At 61.1% G+C, this 21,971-nt stretch carries 20 protein-coding genes; 16 read left to right on the forward strand and 4 right to left on the reverse strand.

Annotation, left to right across the window (positions count from 1 at the left end):
* The first annotated feature begins 48 nt into the window (after positions 1-48).
* The 9 genes from AC1DD7_RS11640 (at position 49) to AC1DD7_RS11680 (ending at position 10,185) form a co-directional block, all read left to right on the forward strand.
* On the forward strand, positions 49-606 hold the full coding sequence (locus tag AC1DD7_RS11640; protein WP_216923955.1) for a F0F1 ATP synthase subunit B: 558 nt from the start codon (positions 49-51) through the stop codon (positions 604-606).
* Positions 606-1,433, forward strand: a complete 828-nt coding sequence (locus AC1DD7_RS11645) for a F0F1 ATP synthase subunit delta (protein WP_477515081.1) — start codon at positions 606-608, stop codon at positions 1,431-1,433. The genes AC1DD7_RS11640 and AC1DD7_RS11645 overlap by 1 nt, the downstream gene beginning before the upstream one ends.
* An 85-nt stretch (positions 1,434-1,518) precedes the next feature.
* Entirely contained in the window at positions 1,519-3,156 is a 1,638-nt protein-coding gene (gene atpA / locus AC1DD7_RS11650) for a F0F1 ATP synthase subunit alpha (RefSeq protein WP_431120262.1), read from the forward strand.
* A 76-nt stretch (positions 3,157-3,232) separates the two neighbouring features.
* Positions 3,233-4,123, forward strand: a complete 891-nt coding sequence (locus AC1DD7_RS11655) for a F0F1 ATP synthase subunit gamma (protein WP_477515082.1) — start codon at positions 3,233-3,235, stop codon at positions 4,121-4,123.
* An 83-nt stretch (positions 4,124-4,206) separates the two neighbouring features.
* Complete coding sequence (gene atpD, locus AC1DD7_RS11660) at positions 4,207-5,658, forward strand: F0F1 ATP synthase subunit beta (protein WP_431115631.1); 1,452 nt, start codon at positions 4,207-4,209, stop codon at positions 5,656-5,658.
* A 1-nt stretch (position 5,659) separates the two neighbouring features.
* Entirely contained in the window at positions 5,660-5,944 is a 285-nt protein-coding gene (locus tag AC1DD7_RS11665) for a F0F1 ATP synthase subunit epsilon (RefSeq protein ID WP_216923952.1), read from the forward strand.
* A gap of 10 nt (positions 5,945-5,954) precedes the next feature.
* Positions 5,955-6,386: a DUF2550 domain-containing protein gene (locus tag AC1DD7_RS11670; RefSeq protein WP_224091077.1), complete on the forward strand. Its 432-nt coding sequence runs from the start codon at positions 5,955-5,957 to the stop codon at positions 6,384-6,386.
* A 5-nt stretch (positions 6,387-6,391) separates the two neighbouring features.
* The gene (locus AC1DD7_RS11675; protein ID WP_477515083.1) at positions 6,392-7,690 is read left to right on the forward strand and encodes an alpha/beta hydrolase; all 1,299 of its coding nucleotides are present in this window, start codon (positions 6,392-6,394) and stop codon (positions 7,688-7,690) included.
* Positions 7,672-10,185, forward strand: coding sequence for a phosphatidylglycerol lysyltransferase domain-containing protein (locus AC1DD7_RS11680; RefSeq protein ID WP_477515084.1), 2,514 nt, complete (start codon positions 7,672-7,674; stop codon positions 10,183-10,185). The genes AC1DD7_RS11675 and AC1DD7_RS11680 overlap by 19 nt, the downstream gene beginning before the upstream one ends.
* Before the next feature lie 177 nt (positions 10,186-10,362).
* Here AC1DD7_RS11680 and AC1DD7_RS11685 read toward each other — a convergent pair whose 3' ends face one another.
* The 3 genes from AC1DD7_RS11685 to nucS form a co-directional block, all read right to left on the reverse strand.
* On the reverse strand, positions 10,363-10,566 hold the full coding sequence (locus AC1DD7_RS11685) for a cold-shock protein (RefSeq protein WP_018776337.1): 204 nt from the start codon (positions 10,564-10,566) through the stop codon (positions 10,363-10,365).
* 279 nt (positions 10,567-10,845) lie between these two features.
* Positions 10,846-12,093 (reverse strand): N-acetylglucosamine-6-phosphate deacetylase, encoded by a 1,248-nt coding sequence (locus AC1DD7_RS11690; RefSeq protein ID WP_477515085.1) that lies wholly within the window; start codon positions 12,091-12,093, stop codon positions 10,846-10,848.
* 54 nt (positions 12,094-12,147) lie between these two features.
* Positions 12,148-12,843 carry an endonuclease NucS gene (gene nucS, locus AC1DD7_RS11695; RefSeq protein ID WP_216923947.1) on the reverse strand — a complete coding sequence of 232 codons (696 nt, stop codon included), beginning with the start codon at positions 12,841-12,843 and terminating at the stop codon, positions 12,148-12,150.
* A 49-nt stretch (positions 12,844-12,892) separates the two neighbouring features.
* Here nucS and AC1DD7_RS11700 point away from each other — a divergent pair, with 49 nt between their 5' ends.
* Together AC1DD7_RS11700 and AC1DD7_RS11705 are read left to right on the forward strand one after the other, a co-directional pair.
* Positions 12,893-13,237 carry an ATP/GTP-binding protein gene (locus AC1DD7_RS11700; RefSeq protein WP_224090942.1) on the forward strand — a complete coding sequence of 115 codons (345 nt, stop codon included), beginning with the start codon at positions 12,893-12,895 and terminating at the stop codon, positions 13,235-13,237.
* Positions 13,238-13,269: 32 nt separating this feature from the next.
* Positions 13,270-14,067 carry an alpha/beta hydrolase gene (locus AC1DD7_RS11705; protein ID WP_477515086.1) on the forward strand — a complete coding sequence of 266 codons (798 nt, stop codon included), beginning with the start codon at positions 13,270-13,272 and terminating at the stop codon, positions 14,065-14,067.
* A 14-nt stretch (positions 14,068-14,081) separates the two neighbouring features.
* Here AC1DD7_RS11705 and AC1DD7_RS11710 read toward each other — a convergent pair whose 3' ends face one another.
* A complete protein-coding gene (locus tag AC1DD7_RS11710) occupies positions 14,082-15,374 on the reverse strand; it encodes an AI-2E family transporter (protein WP_477515087.1) in 1,293 nt (430 codons plus the stop codon).
* A gap of 168 nt (positions 15,375-15,542) precedes the next feature.
* On the opposite strand from AC1DD7_RS11710, the gene AC1DD7_RS11715 reads away from it, so the two are divergent.
* The 5 genes from AC1DD7_RS11715 to AC1DD7_RS11735 are packed head-to-tail and all read left to right on the forward strand — an operon-like array spanning position 15,543 to position 21,922.
* Entirely contained in the window at positions 15,543-17,321 is a 1,779-nt protein-coding gene (locus AC1DD7_RS11715) for a DUF8094 domain-containing protein (protein ID WP_477515088.1), read from the forward strand.
* A 38-nt stretch (positions 17,322-17,359) separates the two neighbouring features.
* The gene (locus AC1DD7_RS11720; RefSeq protein WP_477515089.1) at positions 17,360-18,361 is read left to right on the forward strand and encodes a co-chaperone YbbN; all 1,002 of its coding nucleotides are present in this window, start codon (positions 17,360-17,362) and stop codon (positions 18,359-18,361) included.
* Positions 18,361-19,461 carry an NADH:flavin oxidoreductase/NADH oxidase gene (locus AC1DD7_RS11725; RefSeq protein ID WP_477515090.1) on the forward strand — a complete coding sequence of 367 codons (1,101 nt, stop codon included), beginning with the start codon at positions 18,361-18,363 and terminating at the stop codon, positions 19,459-19,461. The genes AC1DD7_RS11720 and AC1DD7_RS11725 overlap by 1 nt, the downstream gene beginning before the upstream one ends.
* A gap of 41 nt (positions 19,462-19,502) precedes the next feature.
* Positions 19,503-20,369: an ABC transporter ATP-binding protein gene (locus AC1DD7_RS11730; RefSeq protein WP_477515091.1), complete on the forward strand. Its 867-nt coding sequence runs from the start codon at positions 19,503-19,505 to the stop codon at positions 20,367-20,369.
* Positions 20,351-21,922: a transporter gene (locus tag AC1DD7_RS11735; protein WP_477515092.1), complete on the forward strand. Its 1,572-nt coding sequence runs from the start codon at positions 20,351-20,353 to the stop codon at positions 21,920-21,922. The genes AC1DD7_RS11730 and AC1DD7_RS11735 overlap by 19 nt, the downstream gene beginning before the upstream one ends.
* The last annotated feature ends 49 nt before the right edge of the window (positions 21,923-21,971 follow it).

Consider the following 21,971-nt stretch of genomic DNA (forward strand, 5'->3'; position numbering starts at 1 on the left):
TTTCGAACAAAGCGAATTCCGCAACCGAGTAGATAGGACGGGTGAAATATGAATCAGCTGATCATCTCAGCCGCCACTGAAGGCGAAGAGGCCACTAACCCTCTCGTTCCCAATGTTTGGGAAATGGGCGTCGTCCTCGTCGGCTTTGCTGTCCTCCTGTACATCGTGGTCAAGTTCATTGTCCCGATGTTCGAGAAGACCTTCGCAGAGCGCGCCGAAGCGATTGAAGGTGGCATCGCAAAGGCAGAAAAGGCACAGGCCGAAGCTTCTGCAGCTCTTGAAGAGTACAAGCAGCAGCTCACCGATGCCCGCGCCGAAGCCAACCGGATCCGCGAAGAAGCACGCGCTGAAGGCGCCCAGATCCTCGCGGACCTGAAGGCGAAGGCTGCTGCCGAGTCTGCCCGCATCACCGAGCAGGCACACGCTGCCATTGAGTCCGAGCGCCAGGCAGCTGTTGTCTCGCTTCGCTCAGAGGTTGGCACTTTGGCTACCACGTTGGCTGGCCGCATCGTTGGTGAAGCACTCACTGATGATGAGCGTGCAGCACGCGTTGTGGACCGCTTCCTGGCAGATCTGGAGACCCAGAACGCAGGTGCAGCTAAGTAATGGCAGGTATATCGAGCGAATCGCTGACCAAGGCGCTGGCGCAGCTGGAAGCCAAGCTTCCTTTTGCCTCGCTGCAGTTGGCAAAGGACCTCTTCGGAATCCTGGGAACGGTGGACAGCTCGGCTGGCTTGCGCCGCGCCCTGACTGACCCGTCCCGTAGCGGAGACGAGAAGTCGGCGCTGGTCAAGCAGCTTGTTAGCGGAAAAGTCTCCGCTGATGCTGCTGAAATCGCAAGCGGATTGGCTAGCTTACGCTGGGCATCTGCACGCGATATCGGCGATGCACTCGAGACTCTTGCCGCCACGGTTGTCATTGCCGTAGCTGAAAACAAGTCGGCCGTTTCTGCCTCTGGTATTACGGGGCTGGAAGAGCTGGAAAACGATCTGTTTGCTTTCAACCAGGCCGTCGCTTCCAGCCACGAAGTACAACGTGCTCTGTCTGAGCCGCAGGCATCCGGCGCGGCGAAGGTGGTCCTGGCCGAGAAACTTGTTCCTGGCATCAGCGAGGAAGCAAAGGTTCTCATTGGCCAGGCCGTAACTCAGCCGCGCGGTGTCAAGCCGAGCAAGCTCGTCGAGTCCTTCGCCAAGCTTGCAGCCAAGCGTCAGCAGCGCTGGATTGCAACTGTCAGCGTTACCCGTCCGTTGACGGAAACGCAGGCCAGCCGTCTGCAGGCCGGGCTGAATGCCCTGTACGGCCGCGAGCTGAAGGTCAACGTCAATGTTGACCCCCGCCTGATTGGTGGAATCCGGGTCCAGGTGGGCGATGAAGTGCTTGACGCTTCTGTTATCGGCCGCCTGACCGACCTCCGCCGTCAGCTCGCTGTCTAGCGAAGACAAAGCACAACTTAACTGATATAAAACCCGGTCATCGTGAGCAACGATGATCACGAAAACAGGAGAGCAGGGACTGCAGATGGCCGAATTGACCATCAACGCCGACGACGTCCGTAATGCGTTGAACGAGTTCGCGGCGTCCTACGAACCCGGAAACGCAGAGCGCGTAGAGGTTGGTCGTGTGACCACCGCAAGTGACGGCATCGCCCGTGTTGAGGGTCTTCCCTCGGTCATGGCGAACGAGCTGCTTCGCTTCGAAGATGGCACGCTGGGCCTCGCCCAGAACCTTGACGTCCGCGAGATCGGTGTCATTATCCTCGGTGACTTCACCGGAATCGAAGAGGGCCAGGAAGTTCACCGCACCGGTGAGATCCTGTCCGTTCCGGTTGGCGATGCCTTCCTCGGTCGCGTAGTCGACCCGCTGGGCCAGCCGATCGACGACCTCGGCGAGATCAAGGCCGAGACCACCCGTGCACTGGAACTCCAGGCTCCGGGCGTCACCGAGCGCAAGTCGGTTCACGAACCGATGCAGACCGGCCTCAAGGCTATTGACGCCATGATTCCGATCGGCCGTGGCCAGCGTCAGCTGATCATTGGTGACCGCCAGACCGGCAAGACCGCAATCGCTGTGGACACCATCATCAACCAGAAGGCCAACTGGGCTTCGGGCGATGTCACCAAGCAGGTTCGTTGCGTTTACGTTGGTGTTGGCCAGAAGGCTTCCACCATTGCCGCAGTGCGCCAGACCCTCGAGGACCATGGCGCGCTGGAGTACACCACCATCGTGGCCTCCCCGGCCTCGGACCCCGCTGGCTTCAAGTACTTGGCACCGTACGCAGGCTCGGCCATCGGCCAGCACTGGATGTACGGTGGCAAGCACGTTCTGGTGATCTTCGATGACCTTTCCAAGCAGGCCGAAGCGTACCGCGCGGTTTCCCTGCTGCTGCGTCGTCCGCCGGGACGCGAAGCTTACCCGGGCGACGTCTTCTACTTGCACTCCCGTCTGCTGGAGCGTTGTGCAAAGCTCTCCGACGAGCTCGGCGCAGGCTCGATGACCGGTCTTCCGATCGTCGAAACCAAGGCCAACGACGTTTCCGCCTACATCCCCACCAACGTGATCTCCATTACTGATGGCCAGATCTTCCTTCAGTCCGACCTCTTCAACGCCAACCAGCGCCCTGCTGTTGACGTTGGTGTGTCGGTCTCCCGCGTCGGTGGCGCTGCCCAGGTCAAGTCCATGAAGAAGGTCTCCGGTACCTTGAAGCTGGACCTGGCGCAGTACCGTGACATGCAGGCTTTCGCCATGTTCGCTTCGGACCTGGATGCGGCCTCCCGCCAGCAGCTGACCCGTGGTGCACGTCTGATGGAACTGCTCAAGCAGGGCCAGTACTCACCCTTCCCGGTTGAGGACCAGGTTGTCTCCATCTGGGCTGGTACCAACGGTTACCTGGACGATGTTCCGGTTGAAGACATCAGCCGCTTCGAGTCCGAGTTCCTGGAACACCTGAAGCACAAGTCCTCCATCCTGACCACGCTGGCTCAGACCAACGTCCTGGATGACGACACCGCTGCCGCACTGAAGGAAGCCATCGTTTCCTTCAAGAAGGGCTTCTTCGGCGAGGGCGACAACCACCTGGTTGGCGCCGGACACGAAGAGCACGAAGCGATCTCCGGTGGCGATGTCGACCAGGAAAAGATCGTCAAGCAGAAGCGCTAGTTTCGATGACCTGTTCTGCCGGGGTCCGCAAGGGCCCCGGCAGGGCAGTACGTCGGGAACTTAGGAAAGGATAAGTATGGGAGCCCAGATTCGGGTCTACCGTCAGAAGATCAGCTCGACGACGTCGATGCGCAAGATCTTCAAGGCGATGGAACTGATTGCTACCTCGCGCATCGGTAAGGCCCGCGCCCGCGTAGCAGCTTCACTGCCTTACGCGAACGCGATTACCCGTGCCGTTTCTGCTGTCGCAACTCAGAGCGAAATCGACCACCCGCTGACCACTGAGCCGGAGCAGATTCGCCGCGCCGCAGTCCTGATCATTACCTCGGACCGTGGCCTTGCTGGATCTTACTCTGCGAGTGTTCTCAAGCAGGCTGAAGGTCTCACCGAGCTTCTTCATGCAGAAGGCAAGGAAGTCAAGGCATACCTGGTGGGCCGCAAGGCGCAGGCGTACTTCGATTTCCGCAACCGTGACTACGCCCGCGTATGGACTGGCGGCACGGACGCACCGGAATTCGAAACCGCGCAGGAAGTCGGAGCTGCACTTCTCGAAGACTTCGCCACTGACTTCGAAGAGGGTGGCGTGGACGAAATCCACGTCGTCTACACCCGCTTCAAGTCCATGGTGACCCAGGAGCCGACGGTTATCCGTTTGCTTCCCCTGGAGGTCGTCGAAGAGGAAGCAGTGTCGGAGTCAGACCTGTTGCCGTTGTACGAGTTTGAACCGGAAACCGAGCAGGTCCTTGACGCCCTGCTTCCGCGTTACATCGAGTCCCGCATCTTCGCAGCCATGCTGCAGGCTGCAGCTTCCGAGCTCGCTGCCCGCCAGCGTGCCATGAAGTCGGCCGGTGACAACGCTACGGACCTGATCAAGAAGTACACGCGCCTTCGCAACACGGCCCGTCAGGCCGAGATTACGCAGGAGCTTTCCGAGATCGTGGCCGGCGCCGACGCCCTCGCGTCCTAGCCGGTACGGATTCGGCTCAAAGCCGCACCTGCACCAAACAGATAAACTTAACCCCACGCCATCTACTGAGTGAAGTGAGAGAGATGACTGCCACTGCTACCGAACACGTAGCAACGGCCGGTGCCACCGGCCGCATTGCCCGTGTTATTGGTCCGGTTGTCGACGTCGAATTCCCGGCTGACGCAATCCCCTCGATTTACAACGCTTTGACCACTGAGATCACTCTCAATGGCCAGACGAAGACCATCACGTTCGAGACCTCCCAGCACTTGGGTGACAACCTCGTTCGCGCCATCTCCCTGCAGGCTACCGACGGACTCGTCCGCGGTACCACCGTGCGGGACTCCGGCGCTCCGATCTCCGTGCCCGTCGGCGACGGCGTCAAGGGCCACATCTTCAACGTCCTCGGTAAGCCGCTGGACGTCGAAGAGTCCGAGATCAAGGCTGACGCCTACTGGCCGATCCACCGCAAGGCACCGTCCTTCGCTTCCCTTGAGGGCTCCACGGAGATGCTCGAGACCGGCATCAAGGTTATCGACCTCCTCACCCCGTACATCAAGGGTGGAAAGATCGGCCTGTTCGGTGGCGCTGGTGTTGGCAAGACCGTTCTGATCCAGGAAATGATCACGCGTGTTGCGCGCAACTTCGGTGGTACCTCCGTATTCGCCGGTGTTGGAGAGCGTACCCGTGAAGGTAACGACCTCTGGGTTGAAATGGAAGAGGCCGGAGTTCTCAAGGACACCGCCCTCGTCTTCGGCCAGATGGATGAGCCGCCGGGAACGCGTCTGCGTGTTGCCCTGTCTGCGCTGACTATGGCGGAGTACTTCCGCGATGTTCAGAACCAGGACGTGTTGCTCTTCATTGACAACATCTTCCGCTTCACGCAGGCAGGTTCGGAAGTTTCCACGCTGCTCGGCCGTATGCCGTCCGCAGTGGGTTACCAGCCGAACCTTGCTGACGAGATGGGTCTCCTCCAGGAGCGCATCACCTCCACCAAGGGCCACTCCATCACGTCCATGCAGGCTATTTACGTGCCTGCTGATGACTACACCGACCCGGCTCCGGCAACGACCTTCGCACACCTCGACGCGACCACGGAACTTTCCCGTGAAATCGCCTCCCGTGGTCTGTACCCGGCCGTTGACCCGCTGACGTCGACATCCCGCATCCTGGACCCCCAGTACATCGGCAAGGACCACTACAACACGGCTGTCCGTGTAAAGCAGATCCTGCAGAAGAACAAGGAACTCCAGGACATCATCGCCATCCTCGGCGTTGACGAACTGTCTGAAGAAGACAAGATCGTCGTGTCACGTGCACGTCGTATCCAGCAGTTCCTGTCCCAGAACACCTACACCGCCAAGCAGTTCACCGGCGTCGAAGGCTCCACCGTGTCCATCAAGGACACCGTGGAAGGCTTCACCGCTATCTGCGACGGCGAGCTGGACCACATCGCAGAGCAGGCGTTCTTCAACGTCGGTGGCCTGGATGACGTCGAGCGCCAATGGGCCAAGATCCAGGAACAGACCAAGTAGTATGGCTGAGCTCGAGGTTGAGATTGTCGCAGCGGACCACTTTGTGTGGTCCGGCGCGGCCAAGATGGTGAAGGCCCGCACCAGCGATGGTGAAATCGGAATCCTGCCGGGCCACTCGCCCCTCCTGGCCATCCTGGCCGAGGGTGAGCTGGCAATCCAGCCGGTTTCCGGTGACCGTATTGCGGTAGTTGTTGACGGTGGATTCTTCTCCGTCGACAACGATCGTGTGGTCATTGTTGCTGACAACGCCCAACTGGGCGAAGCGGCTACAGCGGGGATCCGATAGCACGACCTTGATGGACGATTCCCTTATTCCGTTCATCGCCCTGGCAACGGCGTTTGCGTTGCTGATTTTTTCACTGTGCCTTTTTGGGGTGCGCCGCTTCAATCTGCGGCGCGCCCTGGGCACGGTTGACGCCTCCATTTGCACGGCTGGAAACAGCTGGCAGATGGGGGTTTGTCGTTATCAGGACAATGAACTTGAGTGGTTCCGCTTGATGTCCCTGAGCGTGATCCCGAAACATAGATACAAACGCAGTTCGTTGGAGCTGCTTGGCCGGCGTCAACCCACTGAGGATGAGCTCGTCAAGGTGCAGCCTGGCGTCGTCGTGGTTGAACTCCAATATGAAGGCAAGAAGTTCATGCTCGCCATGAACTTCGATGCCTACGCCGGCCTTTCCTCCTGGCTCGAGGCCGGACCTGTCATCGGCGTCGGAACCTGGCGTTAGGCCCCATGGATTTTCTTCTGGACATCAGCCTTGTTGATGGACCATTCCTGTGGTTGAGCATTATCGGCGGTGTGGCGGGAGCGGCGTACCTTCTGTGGAGGCGTCAGCGTTCCTGGCCACTGGCCGTCGCAGCCTGCGTGGCGGGTGGCGTTGTGGTTGTGGCGCTGGCCCACTGGGTGCTGGTTGATCTTTTGGCCATCTTCTCGGAAAATCTTCCCTTTGAGACCCTGGCGTGGTCGGTTCCGGCTGTCGCCGCCGCTCTGCTGTTTGCGACGCGCTTTCCTCGCGCAACCTGGAAAAGTCGTGCCGGCGGCCTGGCAGCGATGCTGGGCGTAGTTCTCTTGAGCGTCGTCCAAGTAAACGTGTACTTCGGACTGAACAACACAGTGGCGGACCTTCTTGGTACGGCCGTCGCCCGTATCCAGCCCTTGGAGGACAGCCTTCAACGCGCTCCGGGCAGCAAGCCGGGACCTGCGCCGTCGGTTTGGAAAGCTCCCGAGTCAATGCCGCGGGGCGGGATCCTTCGGAAGGCTCAAATCCCGGGAAACGCATCCGGCTTCACAGCACGTGAAGCCTACATCTACCTGCCTCCGGCCTATCAAACCGCAGCACGGCCAAGCTTGCCGGTGCTGGTGCTCTTTTCAGGCCAACCCGGTGGCCCGGCCGATTGGTTAACCGGGGGCCAACTCCGTGCCCAACTGGACAGGTTCGCTGAAGCCCATGGCGGCATCGCCCCCGTCGCGGTCGTGGTGGACCCAAATGGCTCGGGAAGCGCCAACACCCTATGCATGGACAGCCGCATCGCGCAGGCTGACACCTACCTCTCCCAGGATGTACCTGCTTGGATCAGTTCCACTTTGGAAGTATCAAACGATCACCGACTGTGGGCAGTTGGTGGTTTTTCGTTCGGCGGAACGTGCGCGGTACAAATGGGAACAAAGCATCCTGAAGTGTTCACTTCGATAGTGGGTTTTTCCGCTGAGCGGGAGCCCTCCCTGGCGAAGGACCGGAATAAGACCATCGCAGACTCGTTCGACGGCGACGTGGCCGCTTTCGAGTCAAGGACCCCATTGTTTTTGATGCAGCAGCGCGATTACGCAGGCAGTGGCCTGTACTTGGCGGCAGGCGCCACGGACACTGAGTTCACTGGCTACATGCATGTTCTTGCGGACGCTGGAACGGCATCGGGTTTTACCACTGAAGCACACTCCATCCAGCACGCGGGCCACTCGTGGGATGCTGTGGTCCGGGGGATGCCTGGCGCCCTGGATTTCTTGTCCTCCCGATGGGGAATAGTCCAGTGAGCCTTGCCCTGAAAGGCGTTGTGCAGCCCGTCCTGAGGCAAACGGCCAAACATCTCCGTGCCACTCCGTTCACGACGCTCGTGCTTGCCTTGTTCGTAGCAGTGTCCATTGTGTCCGGAAGCATCCTTGGGGGGCCTGCAGAATCATTGTTGCCTGTGGCCGGCGTGACCCTGGCCGGGTTGCGGTCGGGGGAGTGGTGGTCTATCTGGACGTCATTGTTCTTCACCACCAACCTGCTGGCGTTCGTCACCGCAGCTCTCATGATCCTTTTCCTGTTAGGGCTTGCAGAGCGGCGTTTCGGCTTCTTCCGGACGGCCGGGGTCTTCCTGGGCAGCCAGTTTGCATGCGTTGCCGCCTTCCTCCTGGTCACCCAGGTGGCACGGTACGTGGATGACGGCTGGATCTCCCGGATGGTTGATACCCGCCTGATAGGACCCTATGGCGCCTTGATCGCCACAGCGCTTGCGGCCAGTGCCTTACTGCCAACACTTTGGCAGCGACGGTTGAGGACCGTGGTCCTCTCTCTTTCCTTGCTGCTGGTGCTGTACATCGGACACGCGGAGACCTTAATGGGGCTTGTGGGAGCCTTGTTGGGCTTGGGGGCCGCGTGGTGGACCCAGAGCACCCAGGGACACCTTCACTTGCACCGTTCCACGGGCCGTGAAGTCCGGAACCTGCTGGCCCTCACCATGGCTATTTTCGCTGCCGGTCCCATACTGACTGCTGCGGTCAAGAGCCCTTCGGGACCGCTGGCCTTGCTGCGGGATGTCATCCTGAACCCGCTCCCCACGCTGAGTCAATTGGAAAACAATTGCGGCGGGACCATTGACGTCGCTTGCCTGGAGCTGAGCCGTCAGGGCTACACGGGCCCTTTTGGCTTGGCACTTGCTGTTGTGCCCGTGGTTTTGCTGCTCATTTGTGCCGACGGCATGCGACGTGGACGGCGCCTGGCACTGGGGATAGCGATCGGTGTCCAGTTGGTTGTAGTGGCCCTTTCGACTGTCTACTTGAGCCTTTTCGCGGGCATTCCCATGCCCCCGGGGCGTCGAGCGGCGATGGTGAACCCGGCAGTTGTGCATCTGATTCCCTTGGTCCTGGTTCCGCTGACCCTGGCAGTCCTCTTGTTCGCTTATCGTGGACACTTCCGCGTGGAATCCTCTGCCCGTTTGCGGCGGCGCGTTTTCTGGCTTGTTGGCCTCACAGGCGCGTCCCTGGCGCTTGCCTACACCGCCGTGTGGCTGGCTTCGGGCGGCATGACGCGCGACGGCGGCTTGCTGGGTTTGGGTGCAGAGCTCGCCCGGCAGTACCTGCCGGTTCCGTTGCCCAGCGTGTACCGCAAGGTCTTTGCTGAGCGCGACGCTTTTGAAGTCTTTCTGTTCTCCTACTCCGGCACCGTCTTCTGGCTTGTTGCGTTGATTGGAGTCTGGATACTCCTCATCCGTGGCCACCATGCCGCTGGCCTGGACCATCAAGGGCGGGACCGCGCACGTGAGTTGGTGAAAGCCGGCGGTGATTCGTTGTCGTGGATGGCGCTCTGGGAGCCGAACAAATACTGGTTCAATCCTGGCGGTACGGGGGCAGTGGCATACCAGCAGCACGGCCATGTCGCCCTGACATTGGCAGGTCCTGTGGGGCTCAGGGAGCACCACTTGGAAACTGCTGGAGGATTCCTTGATTTCTGCTCCCAGCATGCGCTGATACCTTGCCTCTACTCCTGTACGGATGAGTTGTGGCCCATGCTTCAGGCCCGCGGATTTCGGAGGGTTGCTGTCGCGCAGGAAACCCGGTTGAGGATCAGGGATTTGGAGTTCCGTGGCAAGGAGTGGCAGAACGTCAGGACATCCCTCAACCGGGCAGCAAAGATGGGCATCACCGCGACATGGGGCCGGTATGACGCGCTGCCCCATGCTCTGCGTGCGCAAGTGGGCGAGGTGTCCGAAGAGTGGGCTGCGCAAAAACGCGTGCCTGAAATGGGATTCACTTTGGGTGGTCTGGATGAGCTTGAAGATCCTGACGTGTTGTGCTGCGTGGCCACTGATGCAGAAGGGTTCGTTTACGGGGTCACCAGCTGGCTTCCTGTCTACCGGAACGGCAGTGTTGTCAGCTGGACTTTGGACTTCATGCGTCGCCGCGGCGATGCCTTCCCGGGAGTGATGGAATTCCTGATTGCCTCGGCCATCCTCCATCTCAGGGAGTCGGTGGAGGTTATCTCGCTCTCCGGTTCGCCGTTGGCGCGGGAGAAGGACGAGATTGATCAGCAGGCCGAAGGACTTGCCGGCATGCTGGACCTGGTTGGACAAGCCCTGGAACCTGTCTATGGTTTCCGATCCCTGGCTTCCTTTAAGTCACGTTTCCAACCCGACTACCGAACTTTGTACATGTATTACCAGGAGCCGTTGCAGTTGCCGGCAATAGGCAGGGCGCTGAGCCGCGCATACCTTCCGGGATTGTCTGTGCGACAATCTGCCAGACTACTGCGAACACTGGTTGCTTGAATTGACAACGCCCTATTCTCAGAAGCCGTTTAGCATTTCTTCACGGTTTGTAACAAGAGTTGTCGAAATATCAGACATTTCATCCGACATTTCGACTGTTAAACACCTTGGTCCCGGCTGGAAAGCCGGGACCAAGGCGTTTGTTGAAACTGCAACAAACAAAATCAACAGGTAAGACTAGACGACCGTAACGCCGGTTGCCTGGGGGCCCTTGGCGCCCTGACCGATCTCGAACTGAACGCGCTGGTTCTCATCGAGGGTCTTGAAACCACCGGTCTGGATCTCAGAGTAGTGAACGAAAACATCCCCATCCGAGTCATCCGGGGTGATGAAGCCGAAGCCCTTTTCAGCGTTGAACCACTTGACGGTTCCCAGTGCCATGTATTTCTCCTCATTATGGAACAGCAGTCCGATACACCTCGTACCGGCCCTTGTTACTCCGCGAGAAGATCCGGATTCCGTCCAGGCTTGGCCTGTCTGGTTTCGCAGGAGCTTCACGCTCGCAACTCGTCTTGCGAGCATGAAAACCACCTACACAAAGACTGCTACAACACTTTCATGTGCCGTGCCGGAGGTCAACGGTCTTTAAGGCAATTCGGGAAAATTTTCGGTAAAAAGAAGGTAACGCGGACAACCACAATTCACCGTGGGCTGATTGTCCTAAGCCAGCCACTGTCCGTTACGCATGACTGCAGTAAGGCCGAGTTCCTGATCGGTAGTAACAACGTCAGCGCGAAGGCCGCGGCGCAATCCACCCACCTCGTCAGAGAGTCCAAGAATGGCTGCAGGCACTGCAGTCGCCGAACAGATGGCGTCCGGAAGGGCGACCCCGGCCGCCACTGTCTTGCGGACCACTTCCAGGAGCGTGGCGGTGCCCCCGGCGATGGAACCAGTGGCATCCAGGGTTGCCACGCCATTGCTGACGGTCACCGGCGACGGTCCGAGCATGTAGTTTCCGTCCGAAAGCCCTGCAGCGGCCATTGAATCAGTCACCAGGAGAATGTTGCCGGCGCCCACCAACTGAAAAACGGTAGCCACGGTATTGGGGTCCAGGTGGGTGTCGTCGGCGATGAGTTCCACCACCGCTTTTCCTGCCTGGGCGGCCCGCAGGCAAGCAGCAACGGGGCCTGGCGCGCGGTGGTGCATTGGTGGCATCCCATTGAAAAGGTGCGTCACCGTCGGCAGCGAGCTGACGCCGTCGAACCCTGCTGATTCGAGTCCCTCACGGGCGGCAGCCAATGACGCAGCGGCAGTGGCGTCGTCGCAATCGGTGTGACCCAACGATGGCGTCACGCCGTGGAAGGTCATTAAGTCCACCAAGGCAGCGGCCCCCGGCAATTCCGGGGCATACGTCATAGTGGCAAGTTTGCCGGCGGCAGCGCCCACGAGTTCGTTCATGAGGTCCAGGTCCGGCTCCAGCAGGTAGTCCGGGTTCTGCGCGCCGCATCGTGCATGGGAGAGGAAGGGCCCCTCCAAGTGGATGCCGGCCACAAGACCTTCATCGACGAGCTTCACATAGAGTTCGATCCCGCGAAGGAGGTCCTCACGCGGCGCCGTAACCATGCTCGCGAGGAAAGTTGTGGTGCCGGAGCGGTGCAGGAACTCGACTGCTCTACGGGCCGAGCCCTCCTCCCCGCCTGGAAAGTCACCACCATTTCCGCCGTGGCAGTGGACGTCTACCAAACCAGGGAAGATGAAGTGGCCGCTGGGCGCGCCGATTCGTATGGCGTGCCCGAAACCTTCAAACTCATCCGCGTCAAAGCCGTCCGCCGGCCCTGCGTAGGCGATGCGGTCGCCGTCGATGGCCAGGAGGCCGTCTTCCACCACCACGCCGTCACTTACGAGTGTTCCCGTGAGGATTTGTTGGCTGGGCGCGGAAGAATGGGCGAAATGGTCTGCGGCAGTCATGACTCTGATTCTAGTGGCCTGCGGTTCCCCCCAGAGAGCGAGAACAGGAAAGAATCAGAAGAGTCGGGACTCGCTGTCATCCACGCCGCGCATGGCGTCGTAGTCCAGCGTTATGCAGTCAATTCCGCGGTCGTTGGCCAGGACTTTGGCTTGGGGCTTGATCTGCTGGGCTGCAAAAATCCCACGGACCGGCGCCAGCAGCGGATCCCGGTTCAGCAGCTCCAGATACCGCGTCAGCTGCTCGACGCCGTCGATGTCGCCGCGCCGCTTCAGCTCAATCGCCACCGTGGCACCGGTTGCGTCCCGGGCAAGGATGTCTACCGGGCCGATGGCGGTGAAGTACTCCCGGCGGATGAGTGAGTATCCGGTTCCGAGGGTCTCGATCTGTTCTGCCAGGAGGCGTTGCAGGTCAGCTTCCACGCCGTCCTTGATCAGTCCAGGATCAACACCCAGGTCATGTGAGGTGTCATGCAGTTGCTCGTAGATGTTGATGATGAGCCGGTCATCGGTCTTGGCCGACTGCACGGTCCACTGCTCAACCACGCCCTCTTCCACTTCGGTTTCTTCGGGGGAAGTTACGCGCAGCGTGGCCGGTGGGCTCATCCAGTTCAACGGCTTGTACGAGCCGCCGTCGGAGTGCACCAGTACCGAGCCGTCGGCCTTGACGAGCAAGAGCCTGGTGGCGAGGGGGAGGTGGGCCTTGAGACGGCCAACATAATCAACAGAACAACGGGCTATGACGAGTCGCACCCGCCTTACCTTACCCGGTGGCGGCCGGTCGCTGGGGCAGAATGGAATCATGCCCCGTTCCAACCGCCCTCGTCGCAACGCCGCCAGCACACGTTCGAACAAACCTGCCGGCAAGTGGGCAGACGAGGCCCCGGAACTGGATCTGGAACGGGCAAGGGCGGGGATTGCGCGCAGGGAAAGCGCCCCGGATGGTGACTGGATGGTGCGTACCATGACGGCGCGGAAGGCGGAGAAGCAGTACATCTGCCCGGGCTGCTCGACAGCCATCCTCCCGGGTATCGCACATCTGGTGGTGTGGTCGGACAATCACCTCTTTGGCGAAGCCGCCGGACTGGCCGAGCGCCGGCATTGGCACACCAACTGCTGGACGTCACGAACCTACCGGTATCGCTGACCAGTCCCGCTGATTCCCTTAGGCTTGGAGGCATGACTTTCGACCCCGCCTCGTTCGTTTTTACTGCGCAGGACGCTCCCTCGGCGATCCGGGCCTCCACCGTCCTTCCCGCGCGTCGGGAGAATGTGGAATTCACCACGGAAGACGGAAAACTACTGCTGGGCGAACTCGCCTTGCCGGAGTCGGGGGAGATTACCGCAACGTTGATCACCCTCCATCCGCTGCCGACCCATGGCGGCTTCATGGACTCCCATGTCTACCGCAAGGCTTCCTACAGGCTGCCGGCGCTGGCAGGTGTAGCGGTCCTGAGGTTCAATACCCGGGGCACGCACTCGCCGCGCGGTACCAGCCAAGGGCAGTTTGAAGAGGGCATCGGTGAGCGTTACGACGTCGAAGCAGCCGTCCGTTTCGCCGTTGAGCGCGGCCTGCCGAACCGGTGGTTGGTGGGTTGGTCGTTCGGGACGGAACTGGCGCTGATGTACGGCGCAGTTGAACCTGTGGCGTCGCAGATCGAGGGTGCGGTCCTCCTGTCTCCTCCACTCCACCGCGCAACGGACGTCCACCTCAAGGAGTGGGCAGCCTCCGGCAAACCGCTGACCGTGTTGGTTCCGGAACACGACGATTACCTTCGACCCGAGGAGGCAGCCCAACGCTTCAGCCTGGTACCGCAAGCCCGGCTGGTGGGCGTCGACGGCGCGAAGCACCTGTGGGTGGGGGAGAAGTACGCAGCGCGTGTCCTGAACGAAATCGTCGACGACGTCACTCCGGCAGGTGCCGGCGTGGACGGTCTGCCACGTGAGTGGGCGGGACCGGTCGCCAACGCGGCATGAGTAGACGAGGAAAGTCAGTGCCTGTCTTGGCGCATAATGAAGACTTCCTTGATCAGCAGCATGATGGCTGCGGCTGTCGGAATGGCAATCAACGCACCGAGGACACCCAGCAGGCTTCCGCCGGCGATAACTGAGATCACGGCCACCGCGCCCGGAACGGCCACTGCCCGCTGCATGATGCGCGGAGAGATGAAATATGCCTCGAACTGCAGGTAGGCAAAGTAGGCGATCGCGTAGATCACTGCTGTTTGCCAACCGGCTGTGAGCGCCACGAGGATAACCACGACTGCGGCGATCATGCCGCCAACCAGCGGGATGAACGCCAACAGCGCCACCACGAAGGCAAGCAGGACGCTGAAGGGAATGCCGAGGATGCTCATGACGATGAAGGCAAAGAATGCGTTCAGCAGGGCGACGCAGGCCTGGCCGATCACGTAGTTGCCTACTGAGTCGGTAATCGCTTCCGAAAGTGCCTCGACACGGGGGCGGCGCGACCTCGGCGCCAGGCGGTAGGCCCATTTCTTCATTGACGGCAGGGCAGCCAGGAAGTACAGGCTAAGCACCAGCACAATCAGCGTGCCGAACAATCCGTTGGCCACAGTGGAACCGAAGCCCACCACACCGCCGAAGATGCCACCCATGGCCTCGGGATCCTTGACGAACTTATCCAGTTCGGTAGTGATGCGGTCGCGAATGCCGAACTGGCTGTCCACGGTCCGGAAGAAATCCGAGTCGAGGAAGCCCCGTATCCAATCAGGCGCCTGCCGGACGATCTCGGAAACCTGTTCCACGATGGTGGGAATCAACGTTGCAAAGAAACCGGCAACCGCAAGGACCAGGACAGAGACAGATATCAGGATGCCGCCAGGGCGCGGGACCTTTCGGGTCTCAAGCCAGCGGACTACCGGATCCAGCCCGAGGGCGATGAAGAGCGCGGCAACAATCCATAGGATCAGCTGGGTGGTATTGCTGGCGATATAAAAGACCAGCAGGGCCACGCCGACCCCGGCCGTGCCCATGAAGCCCACATATAACGGGTGCTGGGATGACATGCGGGGACCAGGAGCACCGAAATCGTTGTCCTCGTCGGCCTTGATGCCCTCCGCTGCGGCAACGGCCTCGTCCTCGGGAGGCATCTCGAACCGGACCCGGGTGCGGGCTCCCGGAATGGGTTGCCTCAGCTTGCGGGCTATTGCGGCCAGGCGTCCGGTGCGGACCGGAACAGTAGCGGAGGTCCCATCCGCGGGGGCGTCCACCACAGTTGACCCTGACTCATCGATGGGACGGGGCTCCAAGTGGTCTTTCACGCGGTTCTGCTGCCTTTTCTACCGATTATCATGATCATCGCCACACTATCAGGAGCACGGAATCCGGCTTTGGCGGCGCCATTGCAGGGAACAAGACGTATCCGTCGGGATGGGCCGATCTGACTCTTTGATAACAAAACGGTTACCCTTGAAGTTCAACGACCGCTGATGATAGGTGATCCTGTGCGTTTGAAGACTGCAGCCTTGCTGGTGCTGCTGGGCCTGCTGACGATGCTGGCCGGCATTGGCCAGCTGACCTTCTGGGCCCCCGCCGAGACCGTGACGGCCTCGGTTCCCAGTGACACAAAAGCTGCCCCGCTGACCGTGATCGACCAAAAGTTGATCGCCCTCCATGACGGGCCGGTGAAGATCAAGATCCAGGGTGAAGGCAACTTCATCGTCGCTACGGGCCGCCCGGACGACGTCGAAGCCTGGGTGGGGAAAACTGCCCACAACACCCTCACTGGAGTCTCCCAGGACCAGAAGTCCCTTGAGGTGGCCTCCACTGACGGCGAGGCAACTGCTCCCTCTCCTGTTGGTTCGGATCTGTGGGTTAACACAGAAGACGCCAGCGGAGAGCTGGACTACACCTGGAACCCGCCTGCTGGAGGCGAGTGGTCCCTCCTGGTAGCCAGCGACGGAACCAAGCCTGCGCCGTCGTCAATCTCGATGACTTTCCCCAATAACGCAACCACGCCATGGGCCGTGCCGCTCATCGTGCTTGGCATTATCATCATGCTGGCCGGAGTAGCCCTCCCGTTCATCACCAAGGCCATCAGCAACCGTCGCAAGGGCGATGAGCACCGCAAGGATGATGACTTCGGTGGATCGCATAGTGGCGGGGAAACCACTTCCCTGCCCGTTCAGGCGCCGCCCGGCAAAGCTGACGGTGGCCGGGGCGCTGGAGCAGAAGGCTCAAGCCTGCGCATTACTGCCGTTGCCGCGGCTCTTGCTACCGCGCTTGTGGGAAGTTCGGCGATCGCTGCCCAGGCAACGTCCACCCCTAAGCCTTTGGACACCTCCAGCCCCTCTTCTTCCGCTTCGATGGAAGGGGACGCAGCACCTGTGATGCTCGAATCGCAACTGCAGCGCATCCTGGAGCAGGTTGCCAGCACTGTAGACGCAGCGGATGCCGCCAAGGATGCTGCAAAGCTCGCGCCGCGCGTGGACAAGATGGAACTTCAGGTCCGCACCCAGAACTACAAGATCCGCTCCACGGTGTCTGCTTACGAGCCCCGCATGCCGGTTCGTGCCACCAAGCTCCAGAGCAGCGTCATCAGTACCAAGCGCGACTGGCCCCGTACGGTCTTTGCTTTGACCCAGGGCGAGGGCAACGTTGTGCCCCAGGTCCTGACGTTGGTTCAACTCTCACCGCGGGAAAACTACAAGCTCTGGGGCAGCGCTCCGTTGCAGCCGGGCACCAACTTCCCGTCGTTCCCCGTTCCCCGTGACGGAACCGCTCCTGCGGCAGCTGACGACAAGACCGGGCTGGCTTACAGCGGCAACGAAGCCTTGGGAATCCTTGGCGAGATGCTGACAACTCCTGACTCGCCTAACAGGAGCAAGCTGGCTGATGGTCAATCCTCGCCGTACATCGCCGGTGCCCTTGCCTACCAGGCAGACACCGTGAAGAACGGGACCAGTGCCAACTTCAAGTTCTCCCACACCCCCGTGAACAACCAGACCGTGGTGCTGCGCACAGCTGATGGTGGCGCCCTGGTTGTGGGACGCCTGGACTTCGCGTTCGAAGGGACGCCGAAAGCGGCAGGGGACAAACTCATTCTTGAGGACGACTCCGCTGTCTTCGCCGGCGGCAAGGAAACCACCACCGGCATGGTGCTGAACTTCGCCGAGTCCGTGGCGGTTTACATTCCGCCGGCAGGTTCGGCTGATCCCATGAAGCTTGTGGCGGCTACCCGGGGACTCGTGGGAGCCAGCTTCAAGTAGGACATGCCCTTGGCAAGGCAGCGGCTAGAGTGGACGGTATGAGTTCGCCCGGATACCGACCCACTCCAGCCGCTGCCAGCCAGCTCAACCTGCGCGGCGCCGTCGACCTCTCGTCGTTGCGCCGGCCCGCCGCCCCGCCCCAGTCGCCGCCCGCAGGCGTGCCGACCGATTCCGGTAGTCCGGAATCGGGTGAATCAGGCGGTACCGAATCGGGACGTGCGCCCCTTCGCGTGGACGCTACCGAAACCAATTTCCAGGATCTGGTGCAGTTGTCCGCCCAGATACCTGTCCTCTTCCTCCTCTGGTCACGCTATACAGCCGAATCTCCAGCCGTCCTTGACGCTGCCCAGCGCGTCGTCGAAAGCTACGGCGGACGGTTGATTCTTGCTGCCGCTGACGTGGATGCGTTCCCTCAACTCGCACAGGCCTTCCAGGTCCAGGCTGTACCTACGGCTGTCGCCGTCGTCAAAGGCCAGCCCGTACCGCTTTTCCAGGGTCCTGCCGACGACGAGCAGATTCGTAGCCTCGTTGATGAACTGATCAAGGTGGCAGCCGCCAATGGCGTCACCGGGAGCATCGGCGATGCTGCAGCGGAGGGCGAAGCGGAACCAGCACCGCTACCTCCCCTCCACCAAGCAGCCATAGATGCTATCGAGGCCGGAGACTACGCAGGGGCAGCCGCGGCCTATAAGCAAGCACTACTGGAGATGCCTGCAGACGCCGACGCCAAGGCAGGCCTGGCCCAGGTGGAGCTGATGGCCCGGCTTGAGAAGTTCTCAGCTCCCGAAGCTGAAAACCTCCGGGAGCTGGCCGCACAGGAGCCCGATAATGTGCAGGCCCAATTGGGCGTGGCCGACCTCGACATCTCCGGTGGGCACATCGAGGATGGATTCAACCGCATCATTGCCTTCATCGGCCGGAATTTCGGTCCCGAGCGCGAGACCGCCCGTCTACGCCTGCTTGAACTTTTCGAGGTAGTGGGCACGTCGGATGAGCGGGTGGCCAAAGCCCGTCAAGGACTTGCGAGGGTTCTGTTCTAGTGCCCTCGGCGCTGTTTACGCCCCTGCAGCTCCGTTCGCTGAGCATTGCGCACCGTGGGTGGGTTTCACCCATGTGCCAGTACAGTTGCACGCCGGAAACAGGTGAAGGCGTTCCCAACGACTGGCACTTGATGCACCTCGGATCCTTTGCCGCAGGTGGTGCTGCATTGATCCTGAGTGAAGCTGCTGCGGTGAATGCCTCAGGCCGGATCAGCCCCAGGGACGCTGGACTGTACTCCGATGAGCAGGCAGCTGGCTGGGAGCGGATTGTCCACTTCGTTCACCAGCACGGCGCCGTCGACTGCAAGATCGGCGCCCAGCTCGCGCACGCCGGGCGTAAGGCGTCGACTTACTGGCCGTTTTCGGACCGGAACGGTTCCGTTCCAGCATCCGACGGCGGCTGGGTCACTTTTGGTCCCACCCAACAGCCCTACGACGGCTATGCAGCGCCGGAAGCCATGAGCGAACAAGACATCCGGGGAGTCGTAGCCGACTTTGCAGCTGCGGCCGCCCGGGCTGTGGCGATCGGGTTTGACACCGTGGAAATCCACGGCGCACACGGGTATCTGCTTCACCAGTTCCAAAGCCCCCTTATCAACACTCGAACCGACAGGTGGGGTGGCACAGAGAATGGGCGGAACCGGTTGATGCTCGCTGTCGTGGACGCCGTGAGGGAGGTCATTCCGGATTCCATGCCACTGTTGTTGCGGATTTCCGCAACTGATTGGGCTGAAGGGGGAGTGGATGTTGATGCCTCCGTCCGCCTGGCCAAGGCCGCATCCGAACGCGGTGTCGACCTCGTGGACGTCTCCAGCGGCGGGGCGGTCGCCCATCAACACATCAGGCCCGCTCCCGGGTACCAGGCTGGATTCGCCGAACAGCTAAAACGCGACGCCGGTGTACTCACCGGTGCGGTGGGCCTGCTCACGAGTGCCACGCAGGCCGAGGATATCGTGGCGAACGGACGTGCCGATGCGGTCTTCATGGCCCGGGCAGCGTTGCGCGATCCGCACTGGTGGCTCAGGGCCGCTTATGAGCTTGGACACGAAATGTCCTGGGTTCCGCAGTACCAGAGAGCCATACCCCGCCACGGCTTCTAGCGCGTCCCAGCACCACTGGAAGCCGGGGCTAGGCTGGAGCCATGACGGAACCGCGCCATGAACCACTCTCCCAGCCATCCCACACTCGCCAGCCAGCACCGCAGCAATCTGCGGTTGAACCCGGGCTGTCAGCAGACCCGCACACGGACCTGCCAGCATCGGCTCTGTCCATCCGCGGCCTGGCCAAGCGGTTCGGTGGAAAAATTGCCGTCGATGGCGTGAGCCTCGAGGTTCCTGTGGGTTCTTTCTATGGAATGGTGGGCCCGAACGGTGCGGGCAAGACCACCACGTTGTCGATGGCCACTGGGCTGCTGCGGCCGGACTTTGGAACGGCGTTGGTCCACGGGGTGGATGTTTGGGCACGGCCGCTGGAGGCCAAGAAGCTTATGGGTGTGTTGCCGGACGGCGTCCGTTTGTTTGATCGGCTGACCGGGGAACAACTGGTCACCTACGCGGGCCTGCTCCGTGGCATGGACCGGGACGTGGTTCGCCCCCGCGTATCCGAACTGTTGGCCGCCTTGGACCTTGAAGCCGACGCCGGATCCTTGGTGGTTGATTATTCGGCGGGTATGACCAAGAAGATTGCGTTGGCGTCGGCGTTGATCCACGCTCCCCGGCTGCTGGTCTTGGACGAGCCGTTTGAGTCGGTGGATCCGGTATCGGCGGCCAACATCAGGGGCATCCTTGAGAGCTATGTATCTTCCGGGGGTACGGTCATCGTCTCCAGCCACGTCATGGACCTCGTGCAGCGCATGTGCAGCCATGTGGCAGTTGTGGCGGCAGGACGCGTCCTCGCGGCGGGGTCCGTGGATGAAGTCCGGAACGGTTCCACGCTGGAGGAACGTTTTGTGCAATTGGTAGGCGGCGGGCACCGGACGGAGGGGCTGGAGTGGTTGCGCACCTTCTAAGCCTTAAATGGCGGTTGCTCCTCAACGGCTTCAAGCGCAGCCCGGCGCAGCTCATCGGCATGGCTATCGGGCTGTTGTACGCGCTGGGAATCGTGGTCCTGTTGATTGGAGCCTTGATTGTCCTGCGTTGGGCGGACGCTGAAATCGCCCATACCGTGGTGGTGTTGGGCGGTGCTGCGGCACTGCTTGGCTGGGCAGTGGTTCCCCTTCTTGCATCCGCAGCCGACATGACGCTGGATCCCGCCCGGTTCACCACGTCTGCGATCCCACCCCGCCAGCTTCTCACCGGCCTTGCCTTGGCGGGTTTCATCGGGATCCCGGGCCTCGCCACAGCCCTTACTGCGCTTGCCACTGTTGGCACGTGGTGGCGAAGTTTTCCAGCGGTGGCCGGTGCGTTGCTGGGCGCGATTCTGGGGGCCTTGACCTGCATCGTGTTGTCCAAAGTAGTGACGACGGCGACTGCCGGTCTGGCCTCGTCCCGCCGTTTCAAGGACGTCAGCAGCCTCGTCTTTTTCATCCCGCTCATGCTGATGGGTCCCATCATCGTGGGTATCGTCGACGGAGTTCGTGGCACGGCGGATTATCTCCCTGCGCTTGCCCGTACAGTCTCTTGGACCCCTCTTGGCGCGGCCTGGTCCCTGGGTGGCGACCTTGAGGCTGGAGACGTTGCTTCCGCCGGACTGAAACTCCTCATTGCTGTGGCAACTGTTTCCGGATTGCTGCTTTGCTGGCAGGTGTTGCTGCAACATGCTTTGGTGACGCCGCCGTACGCCGGAGGTTCGGCCAAGAAGGGCGGAAAGCGTGGGCTGTTCGATGTCTTGCCAGGAACCCCGGCTGGCGCGGTGGCTGCCCGCGCCTTGATTTATTGGATGAAAGACCCTCGTTACGCGGGCTCGCTGGTGGTGGTTCCACTGTTTCCTGTGATCTTCTTCTTCAGCGGGAGCCAAAGCGGCGATTACGGCATGCTCATGCTTCTTGGGCCGCTGACGGCGTTTGTCATGGCGTGGTCCATCTGCGCTGATGTTTCCTATGACAACACCGCTTTTGCCCTCCACCTGGCATCAGGTGTCAGGGGTGTGGATGACCGGCTGGGCCGCGCCATCGCGTGCCTGAGCATTTCCCTGCCTCTTGTGCTTCTCTTTTCCATAGGTCCGTTCTTCTTTACTGGTGCCTGGGCGTGGGCTCCGAACCTGATCGGCCTGTCGCTGGGTACGTTGTTCACTGGCCTGGGGTTGTCCTCCGTGATCTCCGCGCGATACAACATCGCCGTGCCCTTGCCCGGTGACAGCCCGTTCAAGAAGCCGCCGGGCAACGTTGCCCAGACACTTGCCGTGCAGATGATAGGGATGGGTGTCCTTGTTCTTTTGCTCCTCCCGCAGCTTGCGCTGATGGGAGCCCAACTGTTTACCGGCAGCGTTGTCCCCGGCTGGATTAACCTTGTGGTGGGTCCACTTGTGGGCATCGCTCTGTTCATTGTCGGAGTGCGGCTGGGCGGTAAATGGTTGGATGCGCGGGGCCCGGAGATGTTCGCCCAGCTCAGTGTGAACCGCTAGCCCCGTAACAACCATGGCAAGCTCATGGGACATGGGATAACCTCGACTC

It is taken from the genome of Paenarthrobacter sp. 10L412 (genome assembly GCF_056395565.1).

Bases quoted from the DNA above. Each gene is read 5' to 3' on its own strand.
- AC1DD7_RS11705 (WP_477515086.1), top strand. From the start codon at position 13,270: ATGACTTTCGACCCCGCCTCGTTCGTTTTTACTGCGCAGGACGCTCCC.
- AC1DD7_RS11685 (WP_018776337.1), bottom strand. From the start codon at position 10,566: ATGGCACTGGGAACCGTCAAGTGGTTCAACGCTGAAAAGGGCTTCGGC.
- AC1DD7_RS11655 (WP_477515082.1), top strand. From the start codon at position 3,233: ATGGGAGCCCAGATTCGGGTCTACCGTCAGAAGATCAGCTCGACGACG.
- AC1DD7_RS11680 (WP_477515084.1), top strand. From the start codon at position 7,672: ATGGGGAATAGTCCAGTGAGCCTTGCCCTGAAAGGCGTTGTGCAGCCC.
- AC1DD7_RS11700 (WP_224090942.1), top strand. From the start codon at position 12,893: ATGCCCCGTTCCAACCGCCCTCGTCGCAACGCCGCCAGCACACGTTCG.
- atpD (WP_431115631.1), top strand. From the start codon at position 4,207: ATGACTGCCACTGCTACCGAACACGTAGCAACGGCCGGTGCCACCGGC.
- AC1DD7_RS11670 (WP_224091077.1), top strand. From the start codon at position 5,955: ATGGACGATTCCCTTATTCCGTTCATCGCCCTGGCAACGGCGTTTGCG.
- atpA (WP_431120262.1), top strand. From the start codon at position 1,519: ATGGCCGAATTGACCATCAACGCCGACGACGTCCGTAATGCGTTGAAC.
- AC1DD7_RS11720 (WP_477515089.1), top strand. From the start codon at position 17,360: ATGAGTTCGCCCGGATACCGACCCACTCCAGCCGCTGCCAGCCAGCTC.
- AC1DD7_RS11665 (WP_216923952.1), top strand. From the start codon at position 5,660: ATGGCTGAGCTCGAGGTTGAGATTGTCGCAGCGGACCACTTTGTGTGG.
- AC1DD7_RS11730 (WP_477515091.1), top strand. From the start codon at position 19,503: ATGACGGAACCGCGCCATGAACCACTCTCCCAGCCATCCCACACTCGC.
- AC1DD7_RS11675 (WP_477515083.1), top strand. From the start codon at position 6,392: ATGGATTTTCTTCTGGACATCAGCCTTGTTGATGGACCATTCCTGTGG.
- AC1DD7_RS11645 (WP_477515081.1), top strand. From the start codon at position 606: ATGGCAGGTATATCGAGCGAATCGCTGACCAAGGCGCTGGCGCAGCTG.
- AC1DD7_RS11690 (WP_477515085.1), bottom strand. From the start codon at position 12,093: ATGACTGCCGCAGACCATTTCGCCCATTCTTCCGCGCCCAGCCAACAA.
- AC1DD7_RS11715 (WP_477515088.1), top strand. From the start codon at position 15,543: ATGATAGGTGATCCTGTGCGTTTGAAGACTGCAGCCTTGCTGGTGCTG.
- AC1DD7_RS11640 (WP_216923955.1), top strand. From the start codon at position 49: ATGAATCAGCTGATCATCTCAGCCGCCACTGAAGGCGAAGAGGCCACT.